This window comes from Streptomyces sp. NBC_01296 (assembly GCF_035984415.1).
GTDB lineage: Bacteria > Actinomycetota > Actinomycetes > Streptomycetales > Streptomycetaceae > Streptomyces.
The window spans coordinates 3,220,850-3,241,634 of the sequence record NZ_CP130720.1 but is presented as its reverse complement, the minus strand read 5'-3'; the positions used below and the strand labels follow the sequence as shown (position 1 = coordinate 3,241,634).

Sequence of the window (20,785 nt, the reverse complement as noted above, 5' to 3'; positions counted from 1 at the left end):
GCCGGAGCACCCGAAGCCCGCACAGCGGCTGCGCACGCGCCGCCCGCTCCGCCCGGGCACGGTGGCGAAGAACCTGGGCGCCCTCGCCCTGGCCGTGGTCTTCGTCTTCCCGGTCTACTGGATGTTCTCCTCGGCGCTCAAGCCGTCCGGGCAGATCCTCTCCAAGGACCCCGTCTTCGTCTTCACCCCGACGCTCGACAACTTCACCAAGGCCACCGGCGTCGAGCTGTTCTGGACGTACGTGACGAACAGCCTGCTCGTCACCGTCGGCGCCGTCGTCCTCGCCCTGGCCGTCGCCCTCGCCGCGAGCTTCGCCATCGCCCGCATGAAGTTCAAGGGCCGCAAGGGCCTCGTACTCGGCGTGATGATGGCGCAGATGGCCCCCTGGGAGGTCATGGTCATCGCGATGTACATGATCGCCCGCGACGCCGAGATGCTGAACAGCCTCCCGCTGCTGACCGCGATCTACTTCGTGATGGTCCTGCCCTTCACCATCTGGACCCTGCGCGGCTTCATCGCGGCCGTCCCGGTGACGCTGGAGGAGGCCGCCCAGATCGACGGCTGCACCCGCGGCCAGGCCTTCCGCAAGGTGATCTTCCCGCTGCTGGCCCCCGGCCTGATGTCCACCTCGCTCTTCGGCTTCATCACCGCCTGGAACGAGTTCGCGATGGTCCTGATCCTCAACAAGGACAAGACCGCCCAGACCCTGCCCCTGTGGCTGACCCAGTTCCAGACCGCCTTCGGCAACGACTGGGGCGCCACCATGGCCGCGTCCTCGCTGTTCGCGGTCCCGGTCCTGGTGATCTTCGTCTTCCTCCAGCGCAAGGCCGTCGGCGGCATGACCGCCGGCGCCGTGAAGGGATAACGCCACATGACCGTCCTTGCGCACGGCGTCACTGCATCCGATGCGAACGATGACCTGACCCGCGACGCCCTCGCGGTCCTCCAGCCCGGCTTCGAGGGCACCGCCGCTCCGGCGTGGCTGCTCCGCCAGGTCGGCGAAGGCCTCACCGCCGTCGGCCTCTTCGGCCGCAACATCGCCTCGCCCGAGCAGCTCGCCGCGCTCACCGCGCAGCTGCGCGCCGAGCGCGACGACGTCCTCGTCGCCATCGACGAGGAGGGCGGCGACGTCACCCGCCTCGAGGTCCGCGGCGGCTCGTCCTTCCCCGGCAACCTGGCCCTCGGCGCCGTCGACGACACCGCGCTGACCCGGGACGTCGCCCGCGAGCTCGGCCGCCGCCTCGCCGAGTGCGGGGTCAACCTCAACTGGGCCCCGTCCGCCGACGTCAACTCCAACCCGGACAACCCGGTGATCGGCGTCCGGTCCTTCGGCGCCGACACCCACCTCGCCGCCCGGCACACCGCCGCCTACGTCGAGGGCCTGCAGGCCGCCGGCGTCGCCGCGTGCACCAAGCACTTCCCGGGCCACGGCGACACCAACGTCGACTCGCACCACGCCCTGCCGCGCATCGACGTCGACCTGGACACGCTGGCGGCGCGCGAACTGGTGCCCTTCCGGGCGGCCATCGAGGCCGGCACCAAGGCCGTGATGAGCGCGCACATCCTGGTGCCCGCCCTCGACCCGACCCGCCCGGCGACGCTCAGCCCGCAGATCCTGACCGGCCTGCTGCGCAAGGAGCTCGGCTACGAGGGCCTGATCGTCACCGACGGCATGGAGATGAACGCCATCGCCGGGACGTACGGCATCGAGCGCGGCTCGGTCCTCGCCATCGCGGCCGGCGCCGACGCGATCTGCGTCGGCGGCGGGCTCGCCGACGAGGCCACCGTGCTCCGGCTGCGCGATGCACTGGTCGCGGCCGTACGGGAGGGCGCGCTGCCGCAGGAGCGACTCGCCGACGCCGCCGCCCGCGTCCGGTCGCTGGCCGCATGGACCCGGCAGGCCCGGGCCGCCGCCGCGCCGGGCGCGCCGCTGGAGGGGAGCGCGCCCGGCATCGGCCTGGAGGCGGCCCGCCGCGCGGTGGTCGTCTCCGGCGCCGCCGCGCCCGTGTCCGCCCCGTACGTCGCCACGCTCGCGCCCGTCGCGAACATCGCGGTGGGCGACGAGACGCCGTGGGGCGTGGCCGCCGAACTGGCCGCGCTGGTACCGGGAACGGGGTCCGGGGTGTTCCCGGAGGGCGCCACGGCCGCGGACGTCCTGGCGGCGGCGGGCGAACGCACCGTCGTGGCGGTGGTCCGCGACGCGCACCGCCACCCGTGGATGGCGCAGGCCCTGGACGCGCTGGTCGCTGCGCGGCCGGACACGGTGGTGGTCGAGATGGGCGTCCCCCGGGCCGAGCCCCGCGGCGCGCTGTACATCGCGACGCACGGGGCCTCGCGCGTCTGCGGCCGCGCGGCCGCGGAGATCATCGCGGGAGCGTAGGCCGGGCCGGCGTGTGAGGCGCGGGTCCGGGCAGAGCCCGGGACAACGAAGGGCCGGGCCCCGAAACGGGAGCCCGGCCCTTCTTGCGCGTGGCGCGGCGCCGCCTAAAGCCCCTGCCACGCGGGCTTGTTGGCGTAGGCGTGCCGGAAGTAGTCCGCCAGCTTCAGCTTGGACGCGGCGGCCTCGTCCACGACCACCGTCGCATGCCGGTGCAGCTGCAGCGCAGACGCCGGGACCAGCGCCGACAACGGCCCTTCGACGGTCTGCGCGACGGCCTCGGCCTTGCCCTCGCCGGTCGCGAGCAGGACCAGGTGGCGGGCGTCCAGGATGGTGCCGATGCCCTGGGTGATGACGTGGTGCGGGACCTGGTCTATGTCGTCGTCGAAGAAGCGCGCGTTGTCGACGCGCGTCTGCTCGGTCAGCGTCTTGATGCGGGTGCGGGAGGCGAGCGAGGAGCAGGGCTCGTTGAAGCCGATGTGCCCGTCGGTGCCGATGCCGAGCAGCTGGAGGTCCACTCCGCCGGCCTGCGCCAGCGCGCGGTCGTACGCCTCGCACGCCGCGACGACGTCCGCGGCGGAGCCGTCGGGGCCCATGAAGGCGGCCTCGGACAGGCCGAGCGGCTCGACGACCTCGCGGAGCACGACGGCGCGGTACGACTCCGGGTGCCCGGCCGGCAGGCCGACGTACTCGTCGAGCTGGCAGATGCGGGCCCGGGAGGCGTCGGCCTCGCCGGCCTTCACCTTGGCGGCCAGGGCTTCGTAGATGGGCAGCGGGGTGGAGCCGGTCGCCACACCGAGCAGGGCGTCGGGCTTGCGTCGGACCAGGGCGGCCATGGCCTCCGCGATGAGCTCGCCGCCTGCCTTGGCGTCCGGGACGATGACAACTTCCACGCGGGGCCTGCCGATCTGGAGTGGGACGGTGTGGTATAGACCAATCTAGCAGAGGCGGGGCCGCCCCAGGCCGGTCTGCGCCCACTCCCCTCCTTCTCATGGTGATCCGGTTCCCCGCCCCCGGCCTCCCGGCGCCAGGACGTGCAGCGCAGCCCCGGTCGCGGGATTCTGGTACGCGGAGGTGGGGCACATGCCCGCTGTGGAGCGGCACGGGAGCATCATGGCCGCCGAGATCGCACAGCAGCCCGAGGTGTGGCGGCGGCTCCTCACCGACGGGGCCGGGCCCATCGCGCGCACGGCCCGGGCGATCGCCGAGAGGCGGCCGCGGTTCGTGCTGCTCGCCGCCCGGGGGAGTTCCGATCACGCGGCGCTCTACGGGAAGTACCTGCTCGAGGTCGGGCACGGACTGCCCTGCGGGCTCAGCTCCATGTCCACCATCACCGCGTACGGAGCCCGGCCCCGGCTCGACGACGTCCTCCTCGTCACCGTCAGCCAGTCCGGCGGCTCGCCCGACCTCATCGCCTCCACCCTGGCCGCCCGTACCGCCGGGGCGATCACGCTCGCCGTCACCAACAACGCCGACTCCGGGCTGGCCGCGGTCGCCGAGTACCAGATCGACATCCTGGCCGGGCCCGAGAAGGCCCTGCCCGCCACCAAGACCTACACGGCCTCGCTGCTCGCGCTGTTCCTCTTCGCCGAGGGGCTGCGCGACGCGGACGGCACCCGGGCCGCGGCGGCGCTGCCCGGGCTCGCGCAGGAGGTGCTCGCGCGGGGCGGCGAGGTGCGGGAGCTGGCCGCGCGGTACCGGTTCGCCGAGCGGATGGTGGTCACCTCCCGGGGCTTCGGCTACCCCACGGCCCGCGAGGCCGCCCTCAAGCTGATGGAGACCAGCTACATCCCCGCCCTGGCCTACTCCGGCGCGGACCTGCTGCACGGCCCGCTCGCCATGGTCGACAACGTCTCCCCGGTGATCGCGGTGGTCCCCGACGGCCGCGGCGGCGAGGCGCTGCAGCCCGTGCTCGACCGGCTGCGGGCCAGGGGGGCCGACCTGTTCGCCGTCGGGTCGAAGGAGCAGGTCGAGCAGGCGACCACCGGGTTCGCGCTGCCCGTCGACGGCGTGCCCGAGGAGCTGCAGCCCCTGCTGGAGATCCTCCCGCTCCAGCTCCTCGCGTACGAGGTGACCATCGCCCGCGGCCAGGACCCGGACGCCCCGAGAGCACTGGCCAAGGTCACCGAGACCCACTGATCCGGCCTGGGGCCGCGCCGCTCAGAGCAGCGACAGCTGCAGGCCGCCCGTCGCGTCCAGGTGCTGGCCCGTCACCCAGCGGGAGTCCGCCGAGGCCAGGAACGCCACCACGTCGGCGACTTCGTCGGCCGTGCCCACCCGCCCGAAGACGGAGCGGGAGGACGCGTGCGCCCGCGCCGCGGGGTCCGCCAGCCAGGCCGCGTTGAGGTCGGTGTCCGTGATGCCGGGGCCCACCGAGTTCACGGTGATCCCGCGCGGGGCCAGCTCGGCCGCCAGGGACCGGGTCAGCGCGTTCACCGCGCCCTTGGCCGCGATCGTGGCCAGGATCGCGGGCAGGGCGATCTCCGGGGTGCCGGTCACGTTCACGATCCGGCCGCCGTCCCGCAGCCGCGCCAGCCCGTGCCTGATCACGAAGAACGGCGCCTTCGCGTTGAGCGCGTGCACCCGGTCGTACGTCTCCTCGTCGGTGTCCGCGATGCCGGCGAACGTGGCGGCGCCCGCGTTGTTCACCAGGATGTCGACCGTGTCGGTGTGCAGCGGGTGCGCCTCGTACGCCGCCCACAGGGCCTGCGCATCACCCGGAACCCCGAGCTCGGCCCCGATCGCGAACGCCCGTCCGCCGGCCGCCCCGATGGCCGCGACCGTTTCCTTCGCCGCCTCCTCGTTGCGCCCGTAGTGCACGGCGACCAGCGCCCCGTCCCGGGCCAGCCGCTCCGCCACCGCCCGCCCGATACCCCGGCTGCCGCCCGTGACCAGTGCCGTCTTCCCCTTGAGCACGCCCATGACGCGCCCCCCTTCAGCATTTGATAGTGGTCGCTACAGAAAGAGACCGTACCAGATTACGTAACGCTCGCTATAGAATGAGTCCCATGGTGACCGGACAGCGCGGCAGGCCCCGCTCCTTCGACCGCGACGCCGCCCTCGACAAGGCGATGCTCGCTTTCTGGGAGCGCGGCTACGAGGGGACCTCGATCTCCGACCTGACCGCCTCGCTGGGCATCGGCGCACCCAGCCTGTACGCCGCCTTCGGCGACAAGCGCAAGCTCTTCGACGAGGTCGTCGCGGTCTACGGCGGCCGGTACGCCGACTTCGCGGCCGTGGCCCTGGCCGAGGAGCCCACCGCCCGGGCCGGCCTGCGGCGCGTCCTGCGCGAGGCGGCCGAGATCTACACCGACCCGGCCCACCCGCCGGGCTGCCTGGTGATCAGCGCGGCCGTCAACACCACCTCGCAGGAGGTGGCCCAGGCCCTGCGCGAACGCCGCGACGCCGGCCTGGAGGTGTTCGCGCGCAGGATCAGGGCGGACGTCGCCGCCGGCGCGCTGCCCGCCGGCACGGACGCGCAGGCGCTGGCCCGCTACGCGATGGCGGTGCTCGTGGGGATGTCCCAGCAGTCGCGCGACGGGGCGAGCCGGGAAGAACTGGAAGCGGTTGCGGAACTGGCGATGGGGGCCTGGCCGCAGTAGGCGGCCGCGGTATGCGGGCGACGCGCCCCGCGGGCTGCCGCCGAAAAGGATTTCCGCTCAGAAATTCCGCTCAGAAATTCCTCTGGGCCACGGTGCCGGGACGGGACCCTCAGCCCGTCCGGCACCGTAGCCCGGAGTACTTACGGCCGGCGGGTGTGCGGTTCCCTCCGGCCGGTGGGAGGTGCCTGCGCAGTCAGGGCAGAGCGCGCGGCTTACCTCGATCCGTCCTCCTGTGCGGGGAGGGCGGAAGCTTACGCCAATTGTGGACTAGACCATTCTGTTCTGTCCATCCAATGACGGACTCTGCCATCCCGTCACTTCCTCCAACAGTACGCGGACGAAGCCCCTCCTGGATACTCCTGAGTAGTCGCCGTGGGGAAAGTCATGGCCCCTACCCGGGGTACGCTCGCCACGTGCCCTCCATGAACGACCTCGTACGCCAGCACACCGCTCTCAGTGAAACCGACCTGGAGTGGCTCCACCTGCTGGTCTCGGAGTGGCAGCTGCTCTCCGACCTCTCCTTCGCCGACCTCGTGCTGTGGGTTCCCACCCTCGACGGCACCCGGTACGTCTCGGTCGCACAGATGCGCCCCAACACGGGCCCCACCTCGTACCAGGACGACATGGTCGGCCACCTGGTGCCGCGCGGCCGGCGCCCACTGCTGGACGCCGCGCTCGACGAGGGCCGGATCGTGCGCGAGGGCGACCCGGAGTGGCGCGAGGAGGTGCCCGTCCGCGTCGAGTCCATCCCGGTGCGCCGCGAGGGCCGGGTACTCGGAGTGATCGCCCGGAACACCAACCTGCTCACTGTGCGTACACCCAGCCGGCTGGAGCTCACCTACCTCCAGTCCGCCTCCGACCTGGCCCAGATGATCGCCGCCGGAACCTTTCCGTACCCCGGCCAGCAGGTGGACATGGACGCCTCCCCGCGGGCGGGCGACGGCCTGATCCGGCTCGACGCCGACGGGGTGGTCACGTACGCGTCCCCGAACGCGCTCTCCGCCTACCACCGGCTCGGCCTCGCCGCCGACCTCGTCGGCCAGCACCTGGGCACCACCACCGCCGAACTCGCCCCCTCCCGCGGCCCCGTGGACGAGGCGATCGTCAAGCTCGCCAGCGGCTGGGCCCCGCGCGAGACCGAGATCGAGGGCAACAGCGGGGTCATCCAGCTGCGCGCCATCCCGCTCAAGCCCAAGGGCACCCGGATCGGCTCCCTCGTCCTGTGCCGGGACGTCACGGAACTGCGCCGTCGCGAACGCGAATTGATCACCAAGGACGCGACCATCCGGGAGATCCACCACCGGGTGAAGAACAACCTGCAGACCGTGGCGGCACTGCTGCGGTTGCAGGCCAGGCGGATGGATTCCGAGGGCGGCCGCGAGGCGCTCAACGAGGCCGTGCGCCGTGTCGGTTCGATCGCGATCGTGCACGAGACGCTCTCTCAGAACCTGGACGAGCGCGTCGAGTTCGACGAGATCGCCGACCGCGTCATCGCGATGGTCGCCGAGATCTCGCCGGGCAAGGTGGAGTGCCGGCGTACCGGCCGGTTCGGGATCCTGGACGCGGAGGTCGCCACTCCGCTGTCGATGGTGCTGACCGAGATCCTCCAGAACGCCCTGGAGCACGCGTTCACCCAGGGGGAGGGCGGCCGGGTGGAGGTGTCCGCGACCCGCACCGGCACCGGCCGCGCCGACGGCCGGCTGCTGATCACGGTGCTCGACGACGGCTCCGGTCTGCCCGAGGGCTTCGACCCGCAGCGCGCCGGAAACCTCGGGCTGCAGATCGTACGGACCCTCGTGGAGGGCGAGCTCGGCGGCACGTTCGACATGCTCCGGGCCGAGCCGCGCGGCACCAAGGTCGTCCTCGACGTCCCGGTCAGCCCGCAGAAGTAGTCACGCCGTGTGACGAACCGTGCCCCGGACAGCACTGAGCCCCGGACCGAAGGTTCTCGGTCCGGGGCTCAAGAGCACGTTGCTGAGCGCTTGTCAGGTGTTGCTACGCGCTGCGGCTCGAGGCTCGAAAGTCGATGTCAGGCGGTGGCGTTGCGCGCCCGATTGCGAGCGGCGCGGCGCTTCATCGCGCGGCGCTCGTCCTCGCTGAGACCGCCCCAGACGCCGGAGTCCTGACCGGACTCGAGCGCCCACTGCAGGCACTGCTCCATGACGGGGCAGCGGCGGCAGACGGCCTTGGCTTCCTCGATCTGCAGCAGCGCAGGACCGGTGTTGCCGATGGGGAAGAAGAGTTCCGGGTCTTCCTCGCGGCAAACGGCGTTGTGACGCCAGTCCATGGCTGCTCCATCTCCTTGTATTGCGGGCAGGTTGCTTGTGAATGTGAACGCTTTCACGAATCCCCCCGTGAGGGAAGGGCGACCGGCCAGTTTCCTGGAAGGTCAGTCAGGGACTCGTGAGGGGTTCTGGCGGTCTGTGTGGGTGCCGGGTTTTGCGGGCTGTCCCGATCGCCATGAAGAGATTCGCAAACCTCGGACGGGGATACAACCCCTTCCGGAAAGTTTTTTTTGATTCGTCGGTGTCTACTAGGTCACAGCCCTACATCGTGAGGGTGGACCGGCGTGTAAACGTTCGAGTGAAAGGACTTTGGGCCCTTCCACTCACACAATCACACGCAGTGCACGGCGTACGCCTGTGAACCGAACGCTGGTGCGCAGACCGAGGTGGTCTCCGTCCATCTGGAACGGAAGCGGAACCTTCGAATGCAAGGTGAAGTCGGTCAGATCGTGCAGAGACACCGCGTGCTTGCCGTGCGGACCGCGCTCAGGAGTCGAGGTCAGGAGCTGTGTGGCGTAGCGGGCGACCGCCGGAGTTGACAAACGGTTGAGCGCCAATACGTCAAGTGCAGTATCGAACGACGCCTCCGGAGAGGCGTAAAGCGGACGATTGCCCAGATACGTCCACGGCGAGGTGTTGCAGACTATCGACAGCGCCAGGCCGGTGACGGGATCCGCGCCGGGGCGCTCCAGCGTCACCGTGCCGTGGCGCCGGTTCGGGTCGTCCCAGAACTGACGCATCAGCTGTCGTACGTACAGGGCGTGCGTCGAACGCTTGCCGCGCTCCCGCTGCTGCTCGACCCGGCCCACCACCCCCGCGTCGAAACCGAAGCCCGCGCAGAACGTGAACCAGCGCGCCGGAACCGACTCGTCCTCCGTGCCCGGGGTGCCGGCCGCCAGCCCGAGGCCCACCGTCCGCTCGCGCTGTTCCCGCAGTGCGTCCAGCAGGGCGCCGGTCGCCTCGACCGCGTCGTTGGGCAGCCCGAGCGCGCGGGCGAACACATTGGTCGAGCCGCCGGGGACCACCGCCAGCCGGGGCAGCCGCTCCGGATCCGGCCCGTTGTGCAGCAGCCCGTTGACCACCTCGTTGACCGTGCCGTCGCCGCCGAGTGCCACGACGAGGTCGATGCCGTTCTCGGTCGCCGTGCGGCCCAGGTCCCGGGCGTGCCCGCGGTACTCGGTGGTCACCGCCTCCAGCTTCATCTCGCTGGCCAGGGCATGGGTCAGGACGTCGCGCGTGCGCGCACTGGTGGTCGTCGCTGCTGGGTTGGCCACGAGAAGTGCACGCATGACCGCCAGCCTACCGACCCGTTCATATGCAGCCCATACTGCCCGTCCCCTCCGGGGGCGCGGGCGCGCGGCTACCCTGCTGGGGTGAGTACGAAGCCCACCCCCGCCACGGCCCAGCCGACCGCCCCGCTGCCCGGACGGTTGACCGCCGCCGCCGCGCTGACCGCCCTGGAGGGCCTGGCGCTGGCCGGCCTCGGCGTCTACATGCTGTTCGTGGGCATCGCCGGCGACCCCGACTCCCCGCAGCAGGCCGAGACCGGCGGGATCACCCTGCTCGTGCTCGCCGCGCTGCCGTTGATCGCGGCCCGCGGGCTGCGCCTGGGCCGCCGCTGGAGCCGCGGGCCCGCGCTGATCACCCAGCTGATGGCACTGCCGGTGGCGTGGACCCTGTACTCCACGGGCGGGGCGATGATCGCCGCCGCCGTGGCGCTGGCCGTGGCCGCGGTGGCCGTCGTGGTCCTGCTGGTGAACCCGACGGCGACCGAGGCACTGGGAATCGGGCCCGGCGAGCGGACCCGATAACCTCCTACTCCTCGACCAGGAGCTTCTCGCGCAGCTGGGCCAGGGTGCGGGCCAGCAGGCGGGAGACGTGCATCTGCGAGATGCCGACCTCCTGCGCGATCTGCGACTGGGTCATGTTGCCGAAGAACCGCAGCAGCAGGATCCGCTTCTCCCGCGGAGGCAGCCCCTCCAGCAGCGGCTTGAGCGACTCGCGGTACTCGACGCCCTCCAGCGCCTCGTCCTCCGCGCCCAGCGTGTCCGCGACGGCCGGCGATTCGTCGTCGGTGTCCGGGACGTCGAGGGAGAGCGTGCTGTAGGCATTGGCCGATTCCAGCCCCTCCAGCACCTCCTCCTCGGAGATCCCGAGCCGTTCGGCGAGCTCGTGGACCGTGGGGGAGCGGCCGTGCTGCTGGGACAGTTCCGCCGTGGCCGTGGTCAGCGAGAGCCGCAGCTCCTGCAGGCGCCGCGGCACGCGCACGGCCCAGCCCTTGTCGCGGAAGTGCCGCTTGATCTCGCCGACCACGGTGGGCGTCGCGTACGTGGAGAACTCGACCCCGCGGTCCGGGTCGAACCGGTCCACCGACTTGATCAGCCCGATCGTGGCGACCTGCGTCAGGTCGTCGAGCGGTTCACCGCGGTTGCGGAACCGCCGGGCGAGGTGCTCGACCAGCGGCAGGTGCATCCGCACGAGCCGGTTGCGCAGCTCCGCCTTCTCCGCCGAGCCGTCGGGCAGCGCCCGCAGCTCGATGAACAGGGCCCGCGCCCCGCTGCGGTCGCGCGGATCGGGCAGCGCCGTGGACACCGGCAGCACCGGTGCCGACACCGGGACCGGTTCCGGGGCCGTGGCAGCGGCCCCGGGTGGCTGTGAGGATTGTGGTTCTTCGTGCTGGTTCTCGCTCATAGGGCCCGCCCGTCGCTCCGCCGAGTCCAAAAAGCCGTCTTCCGCATCCGCGTCAGCCGGGTGCGGCCGGGCGTGCTGCTGCTCCGGGATGCCGCCGTCGACCTCGTGCCGTACCCGGGGCCGATCCCCGCCCCGCACCGGGATCTCCCCGCCGCTCACGCCGGGCCTGGACCCGCGCCGCGCTGTTTGTAGAGGCTGATGCTCACCGTCTTGTCCTCCTCGACGGTGGACTCGACCTTGCCGGCCAGTGCCGACAGGACGGTCCAGGCGAACGTGTCGCGCTCGGGCGCACGCCCGTCCGTGGTCGGCGCCGAGACGGTCACCTCGAGCGAGTCGTCGACCAGCCGGAACACGCAGCTGAGGACGGAGCCCGGCACGGCCTGCTGGAGCAGGATCGCGCAGGCCTCGTCCACCGCGATGCGGAGGTCCTCGATCTCGTCGAGGGTGAAGTCCAAACGTGCCGCGAGACCGGCCGTGGCCGTTCGCAGCACCGACAGGTAGGCACCCGCAGCGGGCAGCCGGACTTCCACGAAGTCCTGGGTCCCGGGCTCGCCTGCGATCTGGGACACCCTCACCTCCAAGGTGGTACGAGCTCTGTTCGCCGGTGACGCTACCGCGATCCGGGCGATCGTGTCGCGGCACCCCTGATGACGCCCGTTCCAGACACCCCTGCCGACGGCCAGTGACTGATGGTAAGCCCATGGGTACGCACAGTGGCTAGGGGTCTGCGGGCCCAAATCAGGGGAACCGGCGGAGGGTTGACCTACCCCGGTTCAGACGATCGAACCGTCGACAAAACACCACCGCCACGTCTCGCCCGGCTCGTAGCTTCGCATGACCGGATGGCCGGTGCTCTGATAGTGCGCCGTGGCGTGCCGGTGCGGGGAGGAATCGCAGCACGCCACGTGCCCGCACCCCAGGCACATGCGCAACTGCACCGGATGGCTGCCGAGCACCTGACATTCAAGGCAGGTCAGGGCACTCGGGACAGGCTCGGGGCGCGGCAGTTCGGCAACGTGGGTGCACTCGCTCATGATGGCCAGCGTACTGACGAGCGGGCGCCGCAGGACGACATGCCGGTCAGCGACGACGAGCGAGGGTGGATCTTCGATGGAGGTAGTGCCGCTGGTGGCGCTGGTGGCGGGCAGCGCGATCGTAGCCGGGGCCGCCCGCTGGACCCGGGTGCCCGCGCCCCTGCTGCTGGTCGCCGCCGGGCTGATGGCCGCTTACATCCCGGGCGTGCCCTCGTACGCCCTCGACCCGCACATCGTGCTGCCGCTGCTGCTCCCGCCGCTGCTGTACACGGCCGCCGTGGACAGCTCGTACCTGGATCTGCGGGCGAACGTACGGCCCGTCGCACTGCTGTCGGTCGGGTACGTGCTCTTCGCGACGCTCGCCGTCGGGTACGCGGCGTACCTGGTGGTACCGGGGCTGTCGCTGCCGGTGGCGCTGGTGCTGGGCGCGGTGATCGCGCCGCCCGACGCCGTGGCCGCGACGGCGATCGCCCGCAAGCTCGGGCTGCCGAACCGGATCACGACCATCCTGCAGGGCGAGTCCCTGGTGAACGACGCCACCGCGATCACCGCGTACAAGGTGGCGCTGGCCGCGGCGGTCGGGGTGAGCGCCGGCTGGGCGGGCGGGATCGCGGAGTTCCTGCTGGCCTCGGTGGGGGGTGTCGGGGTGGGCCTGGTGCTGATGGTGCCGATCCACCACCTGCGCAAGCGGCTGCGGGAGCCGCTGCTCCAGAACACGCTGTCGCTGCTGATCCCGTTCGTCGCGTACGCGGCGGCCGAGCGGGTGCACGCCTCGGGCGTGCTCGCGGTGGTCGTGGTGGCGCTGTACCTCGGGCACCGCAACTGGCAGGTCGACTTCGCGACCCGGCTCCAGGAGGAGGCGGTGTGGAAGATGGTCGCCTTCATCCTCGAGTCGGTGGTCTTCGCGCTGATCGGCCTCCAGCTGCCGGTGGTCCTGCAGGGGCTCGAGGAGTACGCGGGCTGGGACGCGGCCTGGTACGCGCTGGCGGTGTTCCTGGCGGTGGTGGTGGCCCGCTTCGTGTGGGTGTTCCCGGCGACGTTCGTGCCGCGGCTGTCGGAGCGGATCCGCAACCGGGAGCCGGACACCACCTGGAAGGCGCCGGTGATCGTGGGCTGGGCCGGAATGCGGGGGGTGGTCTCGCTGGCGATCGCCTTCTCGGTCCCGATCAGCGTGCCGCACCGGAACCTGATCCTCTTCCTGACCTTCACGACGGTGATCGGCACGCTGGTGGTGCAGGGCCTGACGCTGCCGCCGCTGATCCGGCTGCTGCGGCTGCCGCCGCGGGACCTGCACGCGGAGACGCTGGCGGAGGCGCAGGCCCAGAGCGAGGCCTCGCGGTCGGCGGAGGACCGGCTGACGGAGTTGCTGGCCGAGCCGGAGAACGCGCTGCCGCCGCCGCTGGCGGAGCGGCTCCGTACGGTCATGGAACGGCGGCGCAACGCGGTGTGGGAGCGGCTGGGGGAGGTCAACCCGGTCACCGGCGAATCGGCGGACGACGTCTACCGGCGTCTCGCGCGGGAGATGATCGCGGCCGAGCGCGAGGTGTTCGTGACCCTGCGGGACCACCGCCGGATCGACGACGAGATGCTGCGGGGCCTGCTCCGCAGACTGGACCTGGAGGAGGCGGCGGCCTACCGCGAGGAGGCGGCCTGATCCCCCTCTGACGGGGGAGCGGGATCGCCCGGCGGGCGGACGCGCGGGGGCGCGGGCCGCGGCGAGGCTCGGGGCATGACACTGATGGATACGGCGGCCGCCGGCTGCCTGGCCGCGGCGGTGGCGGTGGCGGTGGCTGCGGTGGGGCTGCCCGGGCGGCGGCGCGGGCTGCTGTGGGCGGCCTGCGGCCTGTCCGCGGCCGCGGGATGCACGCTGCTGATGGACCTGATCGCGCTGCTGTTCGGGCAGGGGGTGGACAGCCGGCCCGGGGCGGTGCTGCATGCGCTGGGCCTGGCGGGGGCGGTGGCGCTCGGCGCTGCCGCGGGCCGGGGGCGGGCCGCGGCGCCCGCGGCCCCGGGACCGCCGGGGCGGTGGATCCCGTACGTCGGGGTGCTGTGCTTCCTGCCGTACATCGTGATGAAGCTGAACTGGGCGCTCGGCGGCACGTTCGCGGGGATCGAGGGGGCGCAGGTGCTGGCGGCCTCCGAGCGGAACGGGGCGTCGGGGCTGTGGCTCACCCTGGAGCGGTGGGGTCTGGACCCCACGGCCCTGATGGCCTTCGCCGGGATCCTGCTCCTCTTCTGCCTGATCCGGCCGTGGGGGCTGCGCCTGCCGCGGTGGCTGCCGCTGACGCCGGCGCTGATCGGCGTGGGCACGCTGGTGCCGTACGGCCTGCTGGGGCTGGCGTACCTGGTGCCGGCCCAACTGGGCGCGGTGCCGCTGCCCGAGGGGGATTTCGCCTCCCGGGGCGAGGTCCTGGCGGTGGGGTGGATCGGCTATGCGGCCTTCGCAGGCTACGGAGTGGCCCTGATGGCGGCCACCCGCTCGTACTGGCGCCGCACCTCCCCGGTCACGGGCGGCCGGTGACGACGGCGGTCAGGGTCGTGCCCGGCGGGAAGGCGCCCGACTCCGTGAGGGCCGCGAGGGCCCACAGCAGCTTGGCCACGTAGATCCGCTCCACCGCAAACCCGTGCCGCTCCTCGAACTCGGCGGCGAACTCGTCCAGTACCGCGGGGACGCGGGCGTAGCCGCCGTGGTGGAAGCCCTCCGCCAGGCTCCAGAGCCCGGCCGGGCCCCCGAAGGCCGCCTGCTGGAGGGAACGTATCTCCGCCCCCAGGAACTCACCCGCCAGGACGGGGACGCCCAGCGCCCGCTGGCCGGGGGCCAGGCCCGCCGCCAGGCCGGCCAGGGTGCCGCCCGTACCGCAGGCCACCGCGACCACGTCGGACATGCCGCGCAGCTCCCGCCCGAGCTCCGCGCACCCCTGCAGGGCGAGGGCGTTGCTGCCGCCCTCGGGGACGACGTACGAGCCGGTCGCGCCGGCCCCCGCCAGTACCCGGGCCAGCGCCTCGGGCTCGGCCTTGCGGCGGTACTCCGAGCGCGTGACGAAGTGCAGCCGCATCCCGTCCGCCGCGCACCGGGCCAGGGAGTCGTTGAGGGGCCGGCCGGCGAGCTCGTCCCCGCGGACGATCCCGACGGTCGGCATCCCGAGCAGCCGCCCGGCCGCCGCGGTGGCCCGCAGGTGGTTCGAGTAGGCCCCGCCGAAGGTCACCACGCAGGGGAAGCCCCCCTCGACGGCGGCCCGCAGATTCGGCGCGAGCTTGCGCCACTTGTTGCCGGGCAGCTCGGGATGCACGAGGTCGTCCCGCTTCAGCAGCAGCCGTACCCCGTACTGCCCGAACCGCTCGTCACGCACCTCCAGCAGCGGCGAGGGCGGCCGGGGCTGCAGGACGGCGGCGGGGTCGGGGGAGCGGTTCACCCACCCATTGTCCGCCGCCCGCCGGTCCACGGGCGGACCGGCGGCTTCCTGCCCGCCGGGCGCGGGCAGGGGCGACGGGGTGTCGGTCGGGGGGGCGGCTATTTCAGGTGTTCGCCGACGCGGGCGCGGAACGCGGCCATCGTGAAGCCCCTCGGGTCGGGTTTGCCGGGCTGCCATTCGAGGTGGCCGATCACCGAGCGTTCGGTCCAGCCGTGGACCCGGCAGACGGCTGCCGCCGCGCGGGCCATGGCGTCGAGTTGGACCTCCGGCCAGGGGTCGTCGCCGTCGCCGAGGTTCTCGCACTCGAAGCCGTAGAAGTGCCGGTTGCCGTCGGTGTCCGCGTGGCGGTCCGGCGGGAGCCGCTTCTCGGCGATGACTGCCGCCAGGACGTCGGAGTCGCCGAGCCCCGCGTGGTTGGCGCGGCCGTAGCCGACCAGGTGGACCCGGCCGTCCTTGGTGATCACGCCGTGGCAGAGCGGGCCGGGGAGGGCTTCGTCGCCGTCGCGGCAGAGCTCGACGGTGAACTTGGTGCCGTGCGTGACGGTGTGGTGGATCATCACCCCGTTCACCGGGCCCCACGGGCCCTTGTGATTGCGGTTGTGGGTGCGCCAGGCGCCGACCTCGACGACGGTCAGCCCCTCGTTCCGCAGTGCGCCGATGAACCGGTCCGCGGACATGGGTGCGGACATGGCCGCCTCCTCTCCGGGTGCACGATGGTCACTTTATGTGTCCACCTCGTTGCTCTCCGGTGTAGTGGAGGCGGCTCCTCCGGGCTAGTGCCTTCGTACAGTGAGCGAGCCGATCCGGACACTCGTCCCGACCGGCCCACCTGCCACGGGAGTTACACGGACGCCAGCCACAGGTCCGGGCCGAACACCTCGTAGTGGACATCTGCTGCGGGGACCCCCTTGGCCAGCAGCTGCGCACGTACGGCCCGCATGAAGGGGAGCGGCCCGCACAGGTACGCCGTGGTGCCGGGGGCCACCGGGACGTCCGACAGGTCGAGGCGGCCCTCGCCGTCGCCCGGCTCGGCGTCGGCCTCGTACCAGAAGCGGGCCGAGGCGTCGGGCAGCTTGTGCGTCAGCGCCCGGTGGTCGCCGCGCAGCGCGTGGTCGGCGGGGGAGCGGTCGGCGTGCAGGACGGTCACCGGGGCGGCGTGGCCGGTGTCGGCGAGGTGCGCCAGCATCGACAGCATCGGGGTGCAGCCGATCCCGGCCGAGGCGAGCAGGACCGGGGCCGCGGAGTCGCGCAGGACCAGGTCGCCGTACGGGGCCGAGACGTGCAGGGTGTCGCCGGTCGCGATGCGGGCGTGGAGGTGGTTCGAGACCTCGCCGTCGGGGCCCGCGGCCGCCGGGCCGTGGACCCGCTTGACGGTGATCGAGCGGACCGGGGCGCCGGGGGCGCCGGAGAGGCTGTACTGGCGTATCTGGCGGGCCCCGTCGGCCAGTTCGACCTGGACCGAGACGTACTGGCCGGGTTTGAAGGAGGGGGCCGGGGAGCCGTCCGCCGGGGTCAGGTGGAAGGTGGTGCAGTCGGCGGTCTCCTCGACGCGGGCGGCGACCGTCCAGGTGCGCCAGACGTCGCCGGCGATGACCTGCTGCTCGGCGTGGAGCCGCTCCTCGATGGCGATCAGGGCGTTGGCCATCAGCCAGTAGACCTCGTCCCAGGCCTCGGCCACCTCGGGGGTGACCGCTTCGCCGAGGACCTCGGCGATCGCCGCGAAGAGGTGGCGGTGGACGACCGGGTACTGATCGCGGGTGACGCCGAGGGAGGCGTGCTTGTGCGCGATGCGGTGCAGCATCACGTCGGGGCGGGTGTCCGGGTGGGCGACGAGATGGGTCGCGAAGGCGGCGACGGAGCCGGCGAGGGCCTGCTTCTGGAGGCCGGCGTTCTGGTTGCCGCGGTTGAACAGGTCGCGCAGCAGCTCCGGGTGGGCCGCGAACAGCTTCGTGTAGAAGAGCTCCGCGATGTCTCCGATGGCCGCGCCGACAGCGGGCAGGGTGGCACGTACGGTCTCGGTCGACTTCGCGGACAGCATCCGGAGCTCCTCGTCGGTCGTTCTCGGTGAATTGGCATGTGAGATGCGTATTTTTGGGTGCGGGTACACCCGTTCGGGCCGTTGGCGGCCCGCAGCGTGAACCGGCCATCCGGCCTCGGGGTCAGAGCGTTTCGGTCCGCCCCGGCGGGCCGCCCGCAATGCCCAGCAGCAGGGGGCCGGTGGGCGCCTCGACCAGGTCGTTCACCGTCAGCGGGTCCAGTGCGGCGAAGAAGGCCTCCTGGGCCCGGCGTAGCGCGCCCCGCAGGACGCAGGCGCCGCGCAACGGGCAGGGGGTGGTGCCGTCGCAGTCCACGACGTCGCCCGCACCCTCCAGCTCGCGGACCACCCCGCCCACCGAAGCGGCCCGCCCGGCGGCGGTCAGGGTGAGCCCGCCGCCGCGGCCGCGCCGCGCCTCGACCAGGCCGAGGTGCTGCAGCCTGGCGACCACTTTCGCCGTGTGCGTGTACGGGACCTCCATGGTCGCCGCCACGTCGCGCGTGGTCGGGAGGTCCGCCTGCGCGACCGCCAGGCGCATCAGCACGCGCAGCGCCAGGTCGGTGAATCGGGTCAGCCGCATGGCCCCACCCTAGAAAACTCGCATCTTGTATGCAAATTAAGGGGCCGCCGACGGGCCCGAGGGGCCGGATGGCCGGAACCAGTGGGATGGGAGAGGCCTCGAGTGAAGGAGGTGAACTCCAAAGGGTGCCCACGCCCTGACGGAGTAGTCCCACCCTTTTGTGTAATGGTCCCACCACGTTCCGTACTGGAAGGCTGCATCCCGCAGATCCATGGAGTGATCGAAAGGGAAACACATGTCGGTCCAGGCAGGTTCCGAACCCGAGGTCCAGACACCGCAGCGGAGTCTTGCGACATCGGCCGCGCGGAACTTGGCAACCACGACCAAGTCCGCGCCGCAGATGCAGGAGATCACCTCGCGGTGGCTCCTGAAGATGCTCCCGTGGGTGTCCGTCCAGGGCGGCACGTACCGGGTGAACCGGCGGCTGAGCTACTCGGTCGGCGACGGACGCGTGGAGTTCATCAAGACCGGGACCCAGGTCCAGGTCATCCCGGCCGAGCTCGGCGAGCTCCCGCTGCTGCGCACCTACGAGGACCTGGACGTGCTCTCCGAGCTCGCCCAGCGGTGCCGGCAGGTCGACTTCGAGGCCGGCCAGGAGCTGACCTCCTTCGGGAGCACCTCCGACCAGGTGTTCCTGCTCGCCCATGGACGCATCGACCAGGTCGGCCCCGGCCCCTACGGCGAGGACGCGGTCCTGCGGACCGTCGCGGACGGCGCCTACTTCGGCGAGGACTCCCTCGTCGACGAGGAGGCGATCTGGGAGTACACCGCCCGCGCCGTCACCTCCGGCACCGCGCTCGTCCTGTCCCGGCAGGACTTCCTGCTCCTCGCCGACCGGGTCGACTCGCTGCGCGCGCACGTGGAGGCCCAGCGGTCCCTGCCGGCCCAGCGCACCAACAAGTACGGCGAGGCCGCGATCGACCTCTCCGCCGGCCACCGGGGCGAGGCCGTCCTCCCCGGCACCTTCGTGGACTACGAGGCCAAGCCGCGCGAGTACGAACTCTCCATTGCACAAACGGTCCTGCGGGTGCACACGCGCGTCGCCGACCTCTACAACCAGCCGATGAACCAGACCGAGCAGCAGTTGCGGCTCACGGTCGAAGCGCTGCGCGAGCGCCAGGAGCACGAGATGCTCAACAACCGCGACTTCGGACTGCTCCACAACGCCGACTACGACCAGCGCATCCAGCCGCACGACGGCGGGCCCAGCCCCGACGACATGGACCAGCTGCTCAGCATGCGGCGCGGCTCCAAACTGTTCCTCGCCCACCCCAAGGCCATCGCCGCCTTCGGCCGAGAGTGCAACAAGCGCGGCCTGTACCCGGAGACGATCGACATCGACGGGCACCGGGTGCCGTCCTGGCGCGGGGTGCCGATCTTCCCCTCCAACAAGATCCCGATCAGCGACGCCCGCACCACCTCCATCCTCTGCATGCGCACCGGCGAGGACGAGTCCGGCGTCATCGGCCTCCACCAGCCGGGGATCCCGGACGAGATCGAGCCGAGCATGTCGGTGCGCTTCATGGGCATCAGCGAGCAGGCGATCATCTCGTACCTGGTCACCGCCTACTTCTCGGCCGCGGTGCTCGTGCCGGACGCGCTCGGCATCCTGGAGAACGTCGAGATCGCCCGCTGGCGCTGAGCGGCCGGCCGAGCACGACGACGCGGGATCGGGGGACACGCCATGGGCACCACTGAGGCGATCACGACCGGCGAGGGGCAGGAGGCCGCGGCCCTGCTGGAGCGGACAAGAGAAACGGTCAACCCGGAACTGCGCCGCACCGTCGGGAACCTCCCGGGGTCGATGCGGCGCGTGGCGATGTACCACTTCGGCTGGGAGCACGCGGACGGCACCCCGGCCGCGGGCAACGCGGGCAAGGCCATCCGCCCCGCCCTCGTGCTCGCCGCCGCCCAGGCCCTGCGGGGCCCGGACGCCAAGACGGCCGAAGGCGCGGTACGGGCCGCGGTGGCCGTGGAGCTCGCGCACAACTTCACGCTGCTGCACGACGACGTCATCGACAAGGACACGAAGCGCCGGGGCCGGCCCACCGCCTGGACCGTCTTCGGGATACCGGACGCGATCATCACCGGCGACGCCATGATGGCGCTCGCGCTGCGGCTGCTCGCGGAGGATCCGCACCCCGCCTCGGCGCAGGCCTCGGCGCGGCTCGCGACCTGCGTCATCGAGCTGTGCGCCGGCCAGCAGGCGGACTGCGCCTTCGAGCAGCGCGCGTACGTCTCGCTCGACGAGTGCCTGACCATGGCGACGGCCAAGACCGGGGCCCTGCTGGGCTGCGCCTGTGCGCTCGGCGCGCTCTACGCCGGCGCCGGGCCGGACGAGGTCGACGCGATGGACGCCTTCGGGCGGGAGGCCGGGCTGGCCTTCCAGCTGATCGACGACCTGATCGGCATCTGGGGGGACCCGGGGCACACCGGCAAACCCGCCGGGGCCGATCTGATCGCGCGCAAGAAGTCCCTCCCGGTCGTGGCCGCCCTCACCTCGGGCACCGCGGCCGGCGAGCAGCTGGCGGCCCTGTACGCGGGTCCCATGGCCGAGGACGACGTACGCAAGGCCGCCGACGCGGTGGACCGGGCCGGCGGGCGCGACTGGGCGCAGGCCCATGCCGCGGACCGGATGGGCCGGGCGGTGCAGCTGCTGTCCCGCGCCGTGCCGGACCTGGGAGCGGCGGGCGGGCTGCTGGCGCTGGCGGAGTTCGTCACCCGGCGGACCCGGTGAGCCCGTAGCGCGCAGAAGGCCGCGGCCGGGT

21 protein-coding genes are annotated in these 20,785 nt (G+C 72.2%); 10 read left to right on the top strand and 11 right to left on the bottom strand.

Annotated elements, in window-relative coordinates:
• Positions 1–28 precede the first annotated feature (28 nt).
• Both OG299_RS14350 and OG299_RS14345 read left to right on the top strand, forming a co-directional pair.
• Positions 29–865, top strand: coding sequence for a carbohydrate ABC transporter permease (locus OG299_RS14350; protein ID WP_327364519.1), 837 nt, complete (start codon positions 29–31; stop codon positions 863–865).
• 6 nt (positions 866–871) lie between these two features.
• Positions 872–2,380 carry a glycoside hydrolase family 3 protein gene (locus OG299_RS14345; RefSeq protein ID WP_266625637.1) on the top strand — a complete coding sequence of 503 codons (1,509 nt, stop codon included), beginning with the start codon at positions 872–874 and terminating at the stop codon, positions 2,378–2,380.
• 104 nt (positions 2,381–2,484) lie between these two features.
• Here the strand turns inward: OG299_RS14345 and nagB are convergent, their stop codons facing one another.
• Entirely contained in the window at positions 2,485–3,270 is a 786-nt protein-coding gene (gene nagB, locus OG299_RS14340; protein WP_266625635.1) for a glucosamine-6-phosphate deaminase, read from the bottom strand.
• A 190-nt stretch (positions 3,271–3,460) separates the two neighbouring features.
• Here nagB and OG299_RS14335 point away from each other — a divergent pair, with 190 nt between their 5' ends.
• Positions 3,461–4,516, top strand: a complete 1,056-nt coding sequence (locus OG299_RS14335; protein WP_327361689.1) for an SIS domain-containing protein — start codon at positions 3,461–3,463, stop codon at positions 4,514–4,516.
• Positions 4,517–4,537: 21 nt separating this feature from the next.
• Here OG299_RS14335 and OG299_RS14330 read toward each other — a convergent pair whose 3' ends face one another.
• Positions 4,538–5,299: an SDR family NAD(P)-dependent oxidoreductase gene (locus OG299_RS14330; protein WP_266625631.1), complete on the bottom strand. Its 762-nt coding sequence runs from the start codon at positions 5,297–5,299 to the stop codon at positions 4,538–4,540.
• Between the two features lie 86 nt (positions 5,300–5,385).
• On the opposite strand from OG299_RS14330, the gene OG299_RS14325 reads away from it, so the two are divergent.
• Together OG299_RS14325 and OG299_RS14320 are read left to right on the top strand one after the other, a co-directional pair.
• Positions 5,386–5,979: a TetR/AcrR family transcriptional regulator gene (locus OG299_RS14325; RefSeq protein ID WP_266625629.1), complete on the top strand. Its 594-nt coding sequence runs from the start codon at positions 5,386–5,388 to the stop codon at positions 5,977–5,979.
• 422 nt (positions 5,980–6,401) lie between these two features.
• Positions 6,402–7,871 carry a sensor histidine kinase gene (locus OG299_RS14320; protein ID WP_053784791.1) on the top strand — a complete coding sequence of 490 codons (1,470 nt, stop codon included), beginning with the start codon at positions 6,402–6,404 and terminating at the stop codon, positions 7,869–7,871.
• 137 nt (positions 7,872–8,008) lie between these two features.
• Here the strand turns inward: OG299_RS14320 and OG299_RS14315 are convergent, their stop codons facing one another.
• Together OG299_RS14315 and OG299_RS14310 are read right to left on the bottom strand one after the other, a co-directional pair.
• Positions 8,009–8,266 carry a WhiB family transcriptional regulator gene (locus OG299_RS14315; RefSeq protein WP_004937597.1) on the bottom strand — a complete coding sequence of 86 codons (258 nt, stop codon included), beginning with the start codon at positions 8,264–8,266 and terminating at the stop codon, positions 8,009–8,011.
• Positions 8,267–8,587: 321 nt separating this feature from the next.
• The gene (locus OG299_RS14310) at positions 8,588–9,553 is read right to left on the bottom strand and encodes a diacylglycerol/lipid kinase family protein (RefSeq protein WP_266625627.1); all 966 of its coding nucleotides are present in this window, start codon (positions 9,551–9,553) and stop codon (positions 8,588–8,590) included.
• 84 nt (positions 9,554–9,637) lie between these two features.
• Between OG299_RS14310 and OG299_RS14305 the strand changes: the two genes are divergently transcribed.
• Entirely contained in the window at positions 9,638–10,075 is a 438-nt protein-coding gene (locus tag OG299_RS14305) for a hypothetical protein (protein ID WP_266625625.1), read from the top strand.
• Positions 10,076–10,079: 4 nt separating this feature from the next.
• On the opposite strand, the gene OG299_RS14300 is transcribed toward OG299_RS14305, so the two are convergent.
• The 3 genes from OG299_RS14300 to OG299_RS14290 all read right to left on the bottom strand — a co-directional run bounded on the left by OG299_RS14300 (position 10,080) and on the right by OG299_RS14290 (position 11,989).
• Positions 10,080–11,099, bottom strand: a complete 1,020-nt coding sequence (locus tag OG299_RS14300) for an RNA polymerase sigma factor SigF (RefSeq protein ID WP_442817588.1) — start codon at positions 11,097–11,099, stop codon at positions 10,080–10,082.
• An 11-nt stretch (positions 11,100–11,110) separates the two neighbouring features.
• Positions 11,111–11,524, bottom strand: a complete 414-nt coding sequence (locus OG299_RS14295) for an ATP-binding protein (protein WP_030291315.1) — start codon at positions 11,522–11,524, stop codon at positions 11,111–11,113.
• 204 nt (positions 11,525–11,728) lie between these two features.
• The gene (locus OG299_RS14290) at positions 11,729–11,989 is read right to left on the bottom strand and encodes a UBP-type zinc finger domain-containing protein (protein ID WP_266625619.1); all 261 of its coding nucleotides are present in this window, start codon (positions 11,987–11,989) and stop codon (positions 11,729–11,731) included.
• A gap of 76 nt (positions 11,990–12,065) precedes the next feature.
• Between OG299_RS14290 and OG299_RS14285 the strand changes: the two genes are divergently transcribed.
• Together OG299_RS14285 and OG299_RS14280 are read left to right on the top strand one after the other, a co-directional pair.
• Positions 12,066–13,643 (top strand): Na+/H+ antiporter, encoded by a 1,578-nt coding sequence (locus tag OG299_RS14285; protein ID WP_327361687.1) that lies wholly within the window; start codon positions 12,066–12,068, stop codon positions 13,641–13,643.
• A gap of 75 nt (positions 13,644–13,718) precedes the next feature.
• Entirely contained in the window at positions 13,719–14,510 is a 792-nt protein-coding gene (locus OG299_RS14280; RefSeq protein WP_327361686.1) for a hypothetical protein, read from the top strand.
• On the opposite strand, the gene OG299_RS14275 is transcribed toward OG299_RS14280, so the two are convergent.
• The 4 genes from OG299_RS14275 to OG299_RS14260 all read right to left on the bottom strand — a co-directional run bounded on the left by OG299_RS14275 (position 14,494) and on the right by OG299_RS14260 (position 18,017).
• Positions 14,494–15,402 (bottom strand): 1-aminocyclopropane-1-carboxylate deaminase/D-cysteine desulfhydrase, encoded by a 909-nt coding sequence (locus OG299_RS14275; protein ID WP_327361685.1) that lies wholly within the window; start codon positions 15,400–15,402, stop codon positions 14,494–14,496. The two genes, OG299_RS14280 and OG299_RS14275, sit on opposite strands and share 17 nt — an antisense overlap.
• Before the next feature lie 98 nt (positions 15,403–15,500).
• Entirely contained in the window at positions 15,501–16,091 is a 591-nt protein-coding gene (locus OG299_RS14270) for a peptidoglycan recognition protein family protein (protein WP_266625611.1), read from the bottom strand.
• A 152-nt stretch (positions 16,092–16,243) separates the two neighbouring features.
• Positions 16,244–17,440: a globin domain-containing protein gene (locus OG299_RS14265; RefSeq protein ID WP_327361684.1), complete on the bottom strand. Its 1,197-nt coding sequence runs from the start codon at positions 17,438–17,440 to the stop codon at positions 16,244–16,246.
• Positions 17,441–17,561: 121 nt separating this feature from the next.
• On the bottom strand, positions 17,562–18,017 hold the full coding sequence (locus OG299_RS14260) for an RrF2 family transcriptional regulator (RefSeq protein ID WP_327361683.1): 456 nt from the start codon (positions 18,015–18,017) through the stop codon (positions 17,562–17,564).
• 235 nt (positions 18,018–18,252) lie between these two features.
• Here OG299_RS14260 and OG299_RS14255 point away from each other — a divergent pair, with 235 nt between their 5' ends.
• Together OG299_RS14255 and OG299_RS14250 are read left to right on the top strand one after the other, a co-directional pair.
• Positions 18,253–19,659, top strand: a complete 1,407-nt coding sequence (locus OG299_RS14255) for a family 2B encapsulin nanocompartment shell protein (protein WP_327361682.1) — start codon at positions 18,253–18,255, stop codon at positions 19,657–19,659.
• Positions 19,660–19,701: 42 nt separating this feature from the next.
• Positions 19,702–20,754, top strand: a complete 1,053-nt coding sequence (locus OG299_RS14250; RefSeq protein WP_266625603.1) for a family 2 encapsulin nanocompartment cargo protein polyprenyl transferase — start codon at positions 19,702–19,704, stop codon at positions 20,752–20,754.
• The last annotated feature ends 31 nt before the right edge of the window (positions 20,755–20,785 follow it).